The organism is Halalkalibacter lacteus (assembly GCF_036663595.1).
Classification (GTDB): Bacteria; Bacillota; Bacilli; order Bacillales; family Bacillaceae_D; genus Halalkalibacter; species Halalkalibacter lacteus.
In genome coordinates this window covers 73,114-85,590 of the sequence record NZ_JAWRVL010000011.1, presented here as the reverse complement: position 1 = coordinate 85,590, position 12,477 = coordinate 73,114, and the positions used below count along the sequence as shown (strand labels likewise).

Annotated in this window: 11 protein-coding genes; 3 read left to right on the top strand and 8 right to left on the bottom strand. The window is 37.5% G+C overall.

The genetic code is table 11. The features are described 5' to 3' along the window. Window positions 1–8: 8 nt before the first annotated feature. From SAZ04_RS10185 to SAZ04_RS10165, 5 genes are all read right to left on the bottom strand, one after another. Complete coding sequence (locus SAZ04_RS10185; protein WP_332694692.1) at window positions 9–209, bottom strand: DUF6501 family protein; 201 nt, start codon at window positions 207–209, stop codon at window positions 9–11. A gap of 161 nt (window positions 210–370) precedes the next feature. Then, window positions 371–1,618: a 2-oxoglutarate dehydrogenase complex dihydrolipoyllysine-residue succinyltransferase gene (gene odhB / locus SAZ04_RS10180; RefSeq protein WP_332694691.1), complete on the bottom strand. Its 1,248-nt coding sequence runs from the start codon at window positions 1,616–1,618 to the stop codon at window positions 371–373. Between the two features lie 15 nt (window positions 1,619–1,633). Continuing rightward, window positions 1,634–4,468 (bottom strand): 2-oxoglutarate dehydrogenase E1 component, encoded by a 2,835-nt coding sequence (locus SAZ04_RS10175; RefSeq protein WP_332694689.1) that lies wholly within the window; start codon window positions 4,466–4,468, stop codon window positions 1,634–1,636. A 353-nt stretch (window positions 4,469–4,821) separates the two neighbouring features. Next, window positions 4,822–5,097 carry a hypothetical protein gene (locus SAZ04_RS10170; protein ID WP_332694687.1) on the bottom strand — a complete coding sequence of 92 codons (276 nt, stop codon included), beginning with the start codon at window positions 5,095–5,097 and terminating at the stop codon, window positions 4,822–4,824. Window positions 5,098–5,292: 195 nt separating this feature from the next. After that, window positions 5,293–6,414 carry a cysteine desulfurase family protein gene (locus SAZ04_RS10165; protein WP_332694685.1) on the bottom strand — a complete coding sequence of 374 codons (1,122 nt, stop codon included), beginning with the start codon at window positions 6,412–6,414 and terminating at the stop codon, window positions 5,293–5,295. Between the two features lie 198 nt (window positions 6,415–6,612). On the opposite strand from SAZ04_RS10165, the gene SAZ04_RS10160 reads away from it, so the two are divergent. Next, window positions 6,613–7,128 (top strand): MntP/YtaF family protein, encoded by a 516-nt coding sequence (locus SAZ04_RS10160; RefSeq protein WP_332694683.1) that lies wholly within the window; start codon window positions 6,613–6,615, stop codon window positions 7,126–7,128. A gap of 489 nt (window positions 7,129–7,617) precedes the next feature. Here SAZ04_RS10160 and SAZ04_RS10155 read toward each other — a convergent pair whose 3' ends face one another. From SAZ04_RS10155 to SAZ04_RS10145, 3 genes are all read right to left on the bottom strand, one after another. Next, the gene (locus SAZ04_RS10155; protein ID WP_332694682.1) at window positions 7,618–7,869 is read right to left on the bottom strand and encodes a hypothetical protein; all 252 of its coding nucleotides are present in this window, start codon (window positions 7,867–7,869) and stop codon (window positions 7,618–7,620) included. A 207-nt stretch (window positions 7,870–8,076) separates the two neighbouring features. Next, entirely contained in the window at window positions 8,077–8,226 is a 150-nt protein-coding gene (locus SAZ04_RS10150) for a hypothetical protein (RefSeq protein ID WP_332694681.1), read from the bottom strand. 30 nt (window positions 8,227–8,256) lie between these two features. After that, window positions 8,257–9,246, bottom strand: coding sequence for an AimR family lysis-lysogeny pheromone receptor (locus tag SAZ04_RS10145; protein ID WP_332694680.1), 990 nt, complete (start codon window positions 9,244–9,246; stop codon window positions 8,257–8,259). 297 nt (window positions 9,247–9,543) lie between these two features. Here SAZ04_RS10145 and SAZ04_RS10140 point away from each other — a divergent pair, with 297 nt between their 5' ends. Beyond that, window positions 9,544–10,644, top strand: a complete 1,101-nt coding sequence (locus SAZ04_RS10140; protein WP_332694678.1) for a CotS family spore coat protein — start codon at window positions 9,544–9,546, stop codon at window positions 10,642–10,644. Then, on the top strand, window positions 10,641–12,425 hold the full coding sequence (locus SAZ04_RS23440; protein WP_431308990.1) for a glycosyltransferase family 4 protein: 1,785 nt from the start codon (window positions 10,641–10,643) through the stop codon (window positions 12,423–12,425). Before SAZ04_RS10140 ends, SAZ04_RS23440 begins: the two co-directional genes overlap by 4 nt. Window positions 12,426–12,477 lie beyond the last annotated feature (52 nt).

Genomic DNA, 12,477 nt, shown 5'->3' with positions numbered 1-12,477 from the left:
CTGCTGCCTTATCCTTTGAAGTATTCCTTATAATAGCCGCCAATTTTTCCAGTATTGTCAAGGACAAAATAAAATTCGTCTGTTTCATTTTTTAACTCATAACTTTTTCCTGCTGTTAGTGCACGATTAACCATATATTTCTTAGCATCTGTATGAATGCACTCAATTGTGCGGATCGTTTGACTCTCAGTCCAAGTTTGATGAATCAATTTATTCCAACTCACTTTCTAGTTTATGTATTATACCATTATACTGGGAATCACTAAAATTGCCAACTTAAATAGAAAACTGTTACATAATTTTAACAGAAGTAACAAGAGCTTGCTTCAGAAAAAGAGACTGACATCGATTGTCAGCCTCTTTTTCTAGCTTATCCTTCAAGTAAAAGTGTTTCTGGATCTTCTAACAGACTCTTAACTGTTACTAAGAAGCCTACCGCCTCTTTCCCATCAACAATACGGTGATCATAAGAAAGAGCGATGTACATCATTGGGCGGTTTTCAAAACGCTCTTGGTCAAGCGCTACCGGACGCCATTGAATCTTATGCATTCCTAGAATCCCTACTTGAGGAGCATTTAAGATTGGTGTCGACATAAGTGAGCCGAACACTCCACCATTTGTAATGGTAAATGTCCCACCTTGAAGATCAGAAATAGATAGCTTATTATCACGAGCTTTTTTCCCTAGTTCACCAATTCCGCGTTCAATTCCTGCAAAACTTAAACGATCAGCATCGCGTAACACAGGAACAACTAATCCTTCTTCCGTTGATACGGCACAACCGATATCATAGTATTTCTTAATTAAGAGCTCATCGCCTTGAATTTCAGCATTTAGCAATGGGAACTGTTTTAATGCACTAACTACGGCTTTTGTGAAAAATGACATAAAACCAAGCTTCACACCATTTTTATCAACAAATGCATCCTTACGACGGCTACGAACATCCATAACAGCTGTCATATCAACTTCGTTAAAAGTTGTTAGCATGGCTGCAGTTTGTTGTGATTCAACAAGACGCTTCGCAATCGTTTGACGACGACGTGACATTTTCACACGTTCTACTGGTTTAGTAGGGTCATCTGACGCAACAGGCGCGGCTGGTGCTTTCTTTGGAGCAGGTGCGCCTGTTGCAGGTTTTGCTTCTGTCGGTGTGCCATAAGATTCTACATCTTGCTTACGAACACGTCCTAGTGGATCTTGTGTTGAAATAGCACTTAAATCAATTCCTTTTTCACGTGCTAGTTTGCGCGCTGCTGGTGAAGCTAATGGGCGACTACTACTTGTCGCTACTACACTTGATTCCTCAGTTGCTGCAGGAACTGTTTCTTTCTTAGGCTCTTCTGTTGGAGCTGCAGCTGGAGTACTAGCGCTGGCACTACCAGCTTCATCGATGACCGCTATCACTTCACCAACTTCAACTGTATCGCCTGGCTCTCTCTTAAATTCCTTAATAACACCAGAATGCTCAGCTACTATTTCTACATTTACTTTATCAGTTTCTAACTCAGCAATGTACTCACCTTGGTTCACATGCTCTCCTACTTCTTTTAACCATTGAGCAATGGTTCCTTCTGTAATAGACTCTGCTAGTTCTGGTACTTTAATTTCAATCACGGAAAAGGCCTCCTCTTATTGTTTAGGTGTCAATGACTCTGTTACAATACGTTCCTGCTCTTTTTTATGGGCAATTGGATCACCTTCAGCTGGACTGGACCGATGAGTTCTACCAATATAGCTGAGAGTTGTTCCTTTAGGTGTGATTTCACGAATTCGAGATTCAATATATGGCCATGCACCCATATTTTTCGGCTCTTCTTGCACCCACGTGATTTCTTTTAAATTTGAGAAACGAGAAAACATCTCTCTAATTGGTTTTTTCGGGAAAGGATATAATTCTTCCACTCGAGCGATATGCAACCAATCCCAGTCTTGATCAGCCTTTTTCGAAACACGATCAGCTAGATCAATGGATAATTTCCCACTACAAAGGACAATACGTTCCACCTTGTCTGCCTTATTACCTAGACCCTCTTGTTCGAACACAGGCTTGAATTCTCCTTCTGTAAATTCAGCATGTGTAGAAGCAACAACTTGGTTACGCAATAAGCTTTTTGGTGTCATAATAATGAGCGGACGAACAGAATCCTTTTCAAGAATTTTTGCCTGTCTTCTCAAAATATGAAAATATTGAGCGGCTGATGTACAGTTCGCAATCGTCCAGTTGTTTTCTGCAGCAAGAACTAAGAATCGTTCAACACGTCCACTAGAATGTTCTGGTCCTTGACCTTCATAACCATGTGGCAAGAGAACGACGAGACCAGATTTTTGTCCCCATTTTGCACGACCAGCTGAAACCCACTGGTCAAATATCACTTGTGCACCATTTGCAAAATCTCCAAATTGGGCTTCCCAGAGTACTAATGTTTCTGGGGCCTGCACGTTGTAACCATATTCAAATCCAACGACAGCTTGCTCAGAAAGCGGGCTATTGTAAACTGCAAAGGAAGCGTTCGCTTTCTCAAAGGTCTGCAAAGGCGTGTGAATTTCATTTGTATCTCGATCATGAAGTACAAGGTGACGATGAGCAAATGTCCCACGTTCAGAATCTTGACCTGTTAATCGGATCGGAGTTCCGTCATGTAAAATCGCCGCAAATGCCAAAGTCTCAGCTAATGCCCAATCAATCTTTCCATCTTCATCAAATGACTGCAGACGGCGCTTTAAGATTTTTTCTAGCTTCGTATTAGCGGAAAAACTATCTGGCCATGTTAACAACTCTTCATTAATTTCTTTTAACGTATCAAACGGCACACTCGTCTTCACTTTTGGTAATCCGTTTACAACATAATCAGGAGCAGACATTTCCTTCGAATGATTTGATTTATTTGCAATTACATCATCATATTGCACTTGTAGATTATCTTGGGTATCTTGATCTAGCTCTTCACCGTATGTTTGTTCAATAACGGAAGCCTTTGCCAACTTATTCGCATAAATCGCACGAACTGTTGGATGCTTACGGATTAAATTATATGTTGAAGGCTGTGTTACAGCAGGTTCATCCATCTCATTATGACCAAAACGACGATAACCAATTAAATCAATAAGAAAATCCTTTTTAAATCGTTTACGATACTGTACTGCTATGTGAATAGCGGCCAAGCACGCTTCAGGATCATCTGCATTAACATGGAGGATTGGAATTTCAAATCCTTTTGCAGGATCACTGGCATATGTAGTTGAGCGCGAATCATACGTTTCCGTTGTAAACCCAATATTGTTGTTTGCAATGATATGAAGAGACCCACCAGTCTGATAACCTTTCAACCGGCTAAGGTTTAATGTTTCCGTAACGATTCCTTGACCAGGAAAAGCTGCATCTCCATGAATCAAAACGGAATATGCCTTGGAGACAATTTGCTCTGGGAAGCCTTTTGACGTTCTTACTTCTTGAGCTGCTCTTGCATACCCTTCAACAATCGGACTTACAAACTCAAGATGACTCGGATTATTTGCTAATGAAACTGTAGCTTCAGCTGTATTTTCTTCTTTAATTTGACGGTCTGCACCTAAGTGATACTTCACATCACCAGTCCAACCATTTATCCCTGATCCTTCTGAAGGATCTAAATCCTTACTTGGTGCATGTAGAAATTCAGAGAAAATCATTTTATAAGGTTTGTTAAGGGTATGAGCAAGAACATTCAAACGTCCACGGTGCGCCATACCAATTAATACTTTTTGTGTACCTTCATGCACGACTTCACGAACTGCTTCATCAAGCATCGGAACTAGCATATCAAGTCCTTCAATTGAGAAACGCTTTTGACCAACAAACGTACGATGAATAAATTTCTCGAAACCTTCTACTTGAGTTAAACGTTTTAACAGGTTTAGCTGTTGTTGTTTTGTTAAGTTTGGTAAATACATACCAGACTCAACCATCTTCATTAACCATTCACGCTCTTCCAAATCATGAACATGGTTAAATTCAAACGTAATTGTTTTTGTATAAACATTCTTTAAGTGATTAATCGCATCCAATCCATTTTTCACATGTGCTGGTGCATAGGGACAGATCATATCAACTGGCACTTGTTTTAGAAACTCTTCCGTTAAATCATATTGACTTAATTCTAATAATTGACTATTGTTTCCACTTTTAAAAATAGGATTCGTATCTGAAACTAAGTGTCCTTTTCGACGAATCATATCTGCTAATTTCACTGCATTGACAAACATCCTAACCATATCAGGTGAAGTAGCAGAAACTCCAGAATCTGGTTGATTCTGACTTTGACTCTCCGAAGGTGGTGGACCCCAAACCTCAAATAACTCTCGTAAATCTTCTTCAACTGCTTCAGGATTTTTTGAATACTCTTCGTAAAGCTCAATTGCTACGCCAAGATTCGGACCATGAAACCCTTGCCATGGTTCTTCCACTTTGTGCCCCTTGCTTGACATACGATGATTACCTCCTAGTTTAACTTTCCGTCAAATCTATGAATTTTTAAAATTAATAACGCTTTCATGACTATTTTAACATGACTGTCACAATTTTTAAAGATGATCTCTGCTTATTCATAGATTTAATTCAAAATATTAAAACTTGACTTTTCTCTTACTAATTGTAGAGGTGTAGAATTACACAAGAAAATGTTCTACACCTAAAAATTGTAATTCCTTTTTTAAAGAAAATCTAGTTATTTCTCGTGAAAAAAAGTGGTTTTTCTAAGATTATCCTCATCGGCATGCTTCCCCTGTGAAGATGAATTTTTTCAACCTAAAGTGATGTGTTGTTCGTATTGCCCCTCTTTCTAATTCTTAACTTGTTCAAACCACTTAGTTATTTGTGCTTTTTCATTTTCAGTGAATTGAAACATCGGAGAATCACATCCCTCTTCACGCAAAATAATTTGCAATATGCATCCTGATTCCCCTACGATCACAAGCGCTTCAGGTTCTTGCAGTTCTGGAATATTCCCTTCAAATGTCACAACGTAATGCATCCATTGTTGCATAGGGAAAGAATCAATGATTTGTAAATTTGTCAGCGTACATTCGGAATAGTTTTCAAAAGTTAAATCAATCATCTTATTACTCACTTTCTCTACTTTTTTTCTATTTTAACATAAAAAGGGTGTCTCAATTGGTTCTAAACCTGACTGGAGCTTAATAGATAGGTCGTTGGCTCTATCCCAAATCCTATATATCTGTGTAGCACTAGCAGGTCAGACCCGTGTATTAAGTCACCCTCTTTCTTTTTAATGAATTATAAAATAAAATGCTCATACTAAACGTCGCTTAAGCAAATCGACTACTTCCTGTATTTCCATTTTCGTCGTATAACGCCCTAGGCTAAAGCGGATCGTTCCTTTTCCGCCTTCTGTTGTCACTCCCATCGCATGCAAGACAGGTGATAAAGTAACCTCGCCTGAATGACAAGCTGATCCTGTTGAAGCAGCAACTTCTGGAATGGCATCTAGTATATCTTGACCAACCCGATTAGCAAAACTAACATTTAATGTGTTTGGCAAACAGTCAGTTGGATGGCCATTAACGCGAATTTGTCTTGGAAAAGCACTTGTAAGTAATGAAAGAAAGTACTTTTTTAGCTCTTCTAAACGGGAACCATTCTCAAGAAACGTTTGTGTACTTTCACATGCAGCTCCTAATCCAACGATTAAGAGTACATTTTCAGTACCCGCTCTCATGCCATTTTCATGACCAGCTCCATGAATGTAAGGACCAAGTTTCACACCCTGACGTATATAAAGTGCACCGACTCCTTTTGGAGCATACAGTTTATGACCAGCCAAGGAAAGAAAGTCTACACAATGTTGTCCAACGTTTATCGGTATTTTACCAAGTGATTGCGCCGCATCCGTATGAAAGAAAATACCGTGTTCACGGGCCATTTCACCTATTTCCTCAATTGGTTGCACTGTTCCCACTTCATTATTAGCATGCATGACCGTGATAAGAATTGTATCAGATCGAATAGCATTCTTAATATCTTCTTTATTCACTTGCCCATATTGATCTACACCGATATAGCTAACGTCTGCACCGTACTTTTTTAAATAGCGTAATGGCTCATGTATTGCAGGATGCTCAATGGAGGTTGTAATGATATGCTTACCTTTTTCATGATACTTTTCAAATACGTTCTTTATAACATGGTTATTGGATTCAGTTCCGCCACTTGTGAAAATGATTTCTTCTTTCCTAGCTCCAATTAAGGCTGCTACTTGCTCCCTTGCCTTTTCCACTGCTGCTTTTGCTTTCGTTGCCGCAAAGTGTGATGTTGAAGGGTTCCCGTAATGGCTGCTCAAAAAAGGCGTCATTGCGCAAATGACCTCAGGGGCTAACGGGGTGCTCGCATTATAATCTAAATAAATTTGCTTCATTGTTATTCCTCCACTTATTTTCCTAATAAAAATAGTGTATCAGCTTGTTAAGGCGATATGTATAACAAATCATTTCCCTTACATAATGAGAAGTGGGTAGGATAGGAGTAATCCAATAGTCTATAACTTACATAAGAGCCCTTCTACTCAAGACGAGCTATGCATATACTTTTAGAACAACGTTTTGTGGGGTGAGTTATGCTAGCTCTTATTTTCCTTCTTCTTCTCTCCATGCTTGTTAGTATTGATGCATTCGCCATTGGTTTTTTATTCGGTTTAAAGAAAATTCGAATTCCCCTTATCTTCGTTGCGATGATTGCGCTATTCTCTGCATTTGTTATCTTCTTTTCAATGGGAATTGGGCGCATAATAGGAGATTTAGTTCCGACGGCTAGTATTCAGACTGGTGCAGGCGTTTTAATGATCGCAATTGGGATATTTAATTTATTTTTTGACCTTCCTCTCTATCGTCGGTCCTACTTTGTTATGGTAGCTCTATTAATGAATGTTGATAGTGTTGGATATGGAATACAAGCCGGCTTGTCAGAACGATCATTTTGGTTTGCCCCAATGGCAGGTGTGATTATATTCATTGCTTTTATCATTGGTGTGATTCAAGGACACGAAATTAGAAGCCGATTTATCATTAAATATATGACATTTATTCCAAGTATCCTCTTTCTATTATTAGGTCTTAGCAAACTTCTTTTTTAACTATAGGACTGGAATATCAGAGAAAGAATTTAAAAGATCGGAGGGACTTACTATACTACTAAATTAAAAGGAATAGGTTCAGGCTTAGTAATTTTCCTGAAAATAATCAGGTCGCATGAAGAAACAAGGTCTGTTGAAAGTAAGTACGACTAGGGACAAGATTCTTTACATATTTTCTTGTGTTATCCCTCTGTAAAAGCATGCTTTCTAGATAAGCGTGCTCTCAAACATGTATGACTATTCCCCCGCCACTTAATTCCCACACGAAAATTTGGAAGCCACTGAAAAAGGTGAAGTGGGGTACTCTCGGCAACTATAATAGAAAGATAGAAGTATAATCCTTCGACAAAAACAGAATATTTTGTCTTTTTTTAGCAACTCTTGCGCTTGCCTCGGAAATAACCATTTCTTCCGTCTTCTTCTATCTATTAATTACCGAACAATATGAAAGGGGAAAAACCATCCCTCCCCTCCTCTTAGTCAGTCTGTTTATCTAACGATTCCTCTACTATGTTGTTTTGCGACAGAAATTTCAAAATAACTATCATCATCTTCATAGATACGATCAATAATGATTAATACATCTTCAAATGAAACGGAATGATTGTTTGTATTGTTTTGTTCCATAAAAGCGATCATACTTTCAATTTCTTGATTGACTTTATGATGTAAGTCATCTTCCGATGTTTTTTTGCTCCTGATGCTATCATTAAAATCCATTGGATATTTAGGTATATGCATATTCACTTACCTTCTTCCATTCTTAACTTTATTACTATCATAATTGTTTAGATGCATGGAATCAAGAATTGAAATTTCACCTTGGTTCTGTATCACTAAAAAATTTCGTAAGTATTACAAAAATAATCCACCTAAGGAAAGATGGATTATCACATGTCTTATCTACTGATTCATGTTAGTATTATGCAATTTGTTGAATAAGTTGATTCAGTTGACTCGAATGCTATCACTTGGGTTAGCTATTTCAATAGGTTCACTATTTACTCTAATGCTATCGATCGGGTTCGATAGATCTGTTTGTGGAACTGCAATTGCTAGAACTGCAATGATTACTACAGCTAATACTAGTTTTTTCATTTAATCTCACCTCCTTCAATATTTAGCATACTACTGTTTTAACTCACGTAAAGGAAGTTGCCTATAATAAAGATCTCCTGCCATTTCAAAATATCTACTTGACATTTGAAAAAATGACGAATCCCTTGTTATTATGCCACGATAATATTGATCAAATGCTTTTAAGTAATCATTATCAATTTTTGAGTCTATTTGGTCTAATAATTGTAAAGCCTCATCTTTTTTATCGCTTTGTATTAAATAATAAGCATACCCTTGCGTATTATCTAAATTTAATGTATTCAGAAATTGAGCACAAACTTTTTCAGGTTCATTCCAATAACAATACGTAAAATTTAAACTTCTCTGTGTCTCGTTTAGTAACATTTCATGGCCTAATTCTTCAGAAATAGTAATTGACTTAAGAAAATGTGCTATTGCTTGTTCTTTATCGCTCAATATATAAGAGTTTCCAAGTCCTCTTAATGCAATTGCTCTCATAGTAGATGTTAAAGCAACCTCCAAAAGTTCTAGTCCACAATCTCTTGATTTCTGCACTTCATTTAAATGCAAATAAACATTTTGCATTGTAATCTTATAACGGCAAAGCAAAGACGTTTTCATATATCCTTCATTTAACATACTTATTTCCACATTTACTAGCTCACTTAGTGAAGCAATCATGTCGAACTTTTTTAAACTTGCGTAATTATATAGTTGAAAGATCTTAATTAACGTTGCGAGTTCTGGCGAAATGACTTTTTTGTATGTCAATTGTTGTGTTGCCTCAATCAAATTCATTTTTTGCTTGTACACGAGGTGATCAAGCTGATACACTTCTGCCCACTCTTTGCTTTCTTCACTTGAACTTGCTAAGAGCCGATCTATCAACTTTTCTACTAAATCAGACTTACTATTAATGACTAAGTACTCAAGTGATACTCTAGCTAAATAAGATTTGGGATCAACGTTGGAAATAAACTGTTCTTCATTCTCAATCGAACTAAATGTTTGTGAAGTGATCACTTCTTTCATAACCATTAGCTATCATACCTTTGTTTTCATATTTATTAATAAAAATATATGCTACCTTTCCTACTTAGTCAATTAGCTCACGTAAAAAAGATAGATTTTATTAATTAATTCAGAACTTTTCTACTCCTATATTATCATTATCTTCCTTTTAAAATAAAAATACTATTCTTATTATCACAGTAGTTCTAAACCTGAATATCCACTATTGTCATGATTTTTGTATAGATGCTAGGTGCTTATCTACACGTATTGTCGGTTTTATGAATATTATACTAAAGACTATACAGCAATGGAGGGGAAATAATGTCAGAAGAACTCATTGTACCTTGGGATATTGATGGTACACTCGAAGACGACTTTTATGTACCGGCATATATAGAGGAAATGGCTCAGAAAGTCCTAACTCATTATAACTTAAATGTCAGTCATCTTGAAGTTATAACAACAAAAGCTGATAAAGGCGGACTAATCTGGAAAATGGAAACGGACAAAGGGCCTTATAGTTTAAAAATCCTGCACCGAAGACCTGGAAGAAGTCAATTCTCCCTAGGTGCCCAAGAGTATTTAGTAAATGAAAAGAAAGCTAAAGTTCCTCCTCTTTTCAAAACGAAAGACGGGGAGAACTATATTGAGATGGGGGGGAAACTTTGGTTTGTCGCAGAATGGATTGAGCCACTATACCAAGTCAATAATGATCTAGAAGGAGCTAAATTACTTTGTCACGCGCTTGGTGAATTCCATCATCTAACGAAAGGATACGTTCCTCCAAAAGGTTCAGAAAATCCTTCACGCCTTTATCGGTGGCCAAAATCATATGAAAAAGTAATGAAGAAAATGTCGTGGTTTCGCAATATTGCAACTGTTTATCCTGAAATGCCTGCAAGTCAAGCGATTCTCACTCACGTTGATATGTTTGAAGAACAAGCACGCAATGCCCTAAATCAATTAGAACAATCAGCTTATTATGAGTTAGTTGCCAGAGGAAATACCGCTTGGGGGTTAGTTCACCAAGATTATGGTTGGTCAAACGGACAAATGGGACCTGATGGGATGTGGATTATTGACTTAGATGGCGTTGCATATGACTTACCAATTAGGGATTTACGGAAGCTTATTACTGGTCAAATGGATGATATGGGCGTTTGGGATGTAGAGTATATGAAAGGAATGATTGAAGCCTATCACGAGGCTAATCCAATTGAGGATGACCTGTATGAAATCCTTTTAATTGATATGTCTCTCCCTAATGAATTTTATAAAAATGTAAAAGAAATGGTTTATGAACCGACGATCTTTTTAGACAATGAAGTAGAAGCTCTTTGCACTAGAATAGCAGAAACAGACAAATCTAAATGGCCTGCGATTGAAGAGCTGAAGCAGTGGAAAGGAGTTAGCTCCAAATGAAAATCCTAATGATTTGTACGGAAAAACTTCCAGTTCCAGCTGTACGTGGTGGAGCCATTCAAACATATATCGATGGTGTCTCGTCTGTATTAAGTAAGCATCACGATATTACAATACTTGGAACAACAGACCCATCTTTGCCACTTGATGAAAAAGTAAACAATATTCGCTATGTACGTACACAAGGTGGGCTGCTCGAAGACTATCGTGATGGTGTTAAACAATTTTTACAATCTGAGCCAGGCTCCTATGACGTGATTCATATTTTTAATAGACCACGTTTGGTTCTAGCAGTACGTGAACATGCACCAAAAGCTAGACTTGTCTTGAGTATGCATAATGATATGTTTAAACGTCAGAAAATCGAGCCAGAAGAAGCTGAAGCTGCGATTGAACAACTGGATAAAATCGTTACCGTTAGTGATTATATCGGAAAAACAATCTCAGACTTATTTCCTCAAGCGGCTCCAAAATTAAAAACCATTTATTCTGGTGTGGATATTGACCGTTTCGTTCCTCCTCATTCCAGCCAAGCTCAAAACATGCGTGAAGAAATTAGAAAAGTACACAACCTCCAAGGAAAAAAAGTAATCTTATTTGCTGGTCGACTTTCCGCTAATAAAGGAGCAGACATCCTCGTTAAAGCAATGCCAGAACTAGCAAAGAAACATCCAGACATCGCTCTTGTATTAGTTGGAAGTAAATGGTTTAGTGTCAATGAAGTTAGTGATTATGTCGCTTATGTTCGTGCACTCGCTGCCCGCTTGCCCATTCCAGTCATTAACACAGGCTTTGTAGCACCTAGTGAAATTCAAAAATGGTTTGCTGCTGCTGATGTGTTTGTTTGCCCGTCTCAATGGCAGGAGCCCCTAGCAAGGGTTCACTATGAAGCAATGGCCTCAGGTCTTCCCATTATTACGACTGCACGTGGAGGCAATCCTGAAGTAATCACTCCTAATGTTAACGGTTTCGTAGTTGAGCAACCTGAAGACCCTCAAGCGTTTGTTGATCTACTAGCCCCCCTTCTATCTGACCCTAAACTTAGTAAAAAGCTAGGTCAACAAGGTAGAAAGATGGCTGAAGAAAATTTCACTTGGAGTCGCGTTATTTCCGACATTCATGATGTGTGGAATGAAGTAGAATACAAATTAAAAAACAATATTGCTGTAACGGCTACTGAAGAAGAAAACGAAGAATTATCTCCAGAAGCACAAGCAAATCAAGAGACATTTGATCTATCTGAAATGGAGGCCGACTCAACGATTGAATTAGAATTGGAACTAGCAACCGATAGTAAAGACCTACCATTAGAAGATCAAGTAATGGAAACACCTGAAGATGACCTAGTTGCTGAATATGCACCGAAAGTAGATGAGACGATTGAAGAGAAGCCAGCAGAACTTGTTGTAGAAGATTTGAACTCTGAAGGTGATTCGCAGACAGAAACAATTCAGAAGCCTCCAATGACAAAAGAAGAAAAATTAAAATCTATTCTAATGTTTGAAATCAATAACAAAGAAAGTATCATTGAGTCCCTTCTTTCTGTCATTAACCAAAAAATAGTAAATGAAAACGAGCATGAAGTAAATAGTCTCATCAAAAAAGTAGTAACAGATTTTGAAGAATTAATAAAAGGACAACTGCAAACAAAGAAGCCAGAGCCTCAAAAAGAGTTTATACAGGCAATCAACGATATTACTACAGCTAAATTATTTACCCAATTGAAATCAAAAAGACAACGAAGAAAGAAAAGTTCTAGCTTTAAAGTTATGACAAAATGATGCAGTAATGATCCGCCATAACAAAAAGCCTTCCTTAGATTGAAAGGCTTTT

What these genes read in the sequence shown, in the direction of transcription:
- SAZ04_RS10175 (WP_332694689.1), bottom strand. Translation starts at nt 4,468, where the DNA reads ATGTCAAGCAAGGGGCACAAAGTGGAAGAACCATGGCAAGGGTTTCAT.
- SAZ04_RS10170 (WP_332694687.1), bottom strand. Translation starts at nt 5,097, where the DNA reads ATGATTGATTTAACTTTTGAAAACTATTCCGAATGTACGCTGACAAAT.
- SAZ04_RS10165 (WP_332694685.1), bottom strand. Translation starts at nt 6,414, where the DNA reads ATGAAGCAAATTTATTTAGATTATAATGCGAGCACCCCGTTAGCCCCT.
- SAZ04_RS10160 (WP_332694683.1), top strand. Translation starts at nt 6,613, where the DNA reads ATGCTAGCTCTTATTTTCCTTCTTCTTCTCTCCATGCTTGTTAGTATT.
- SAZ04_RS10155 (WP_332694682.1), bottom strand. Translation starts at nt 7,869, where the DNA reads ATGCATATACCTAAATATCCAATGGATTTTAATGATAGCATCAGGAGC.
- SAZ04_RS10150 (WP_332694681.1), bottom strand. Translation starts at nt 8,226, where the DNA reads ATGAAAAAACTAGTATTAGCTGTAGTAATCATTGCAGTTCTAGCAATT.
- SAZ04_RS10145 (WP_332694680.1), bottom strand. Translation starts at nt 9,246, where the DNA reads ATGGTTATGAAAGAAGTGATCACTTCACAAACATTTAGTTCGATTGAG.
- SAZ04_RS10140 (WP_332694678.1), top strand. Translation starts at nt 9,544, where the DNA reads ATGTCAGAAGAACTCATTGTACCTTGGGATATTGATGGTACACTCGAA.
- SAZ04_RS23440 (WP_431308990.1), top strand. Translation starts at nt 10,641, where the DNA reads ATGAAAATCCTAATGATTTGTACGGAAAAACTTCCAGTTCCAGCTGTA.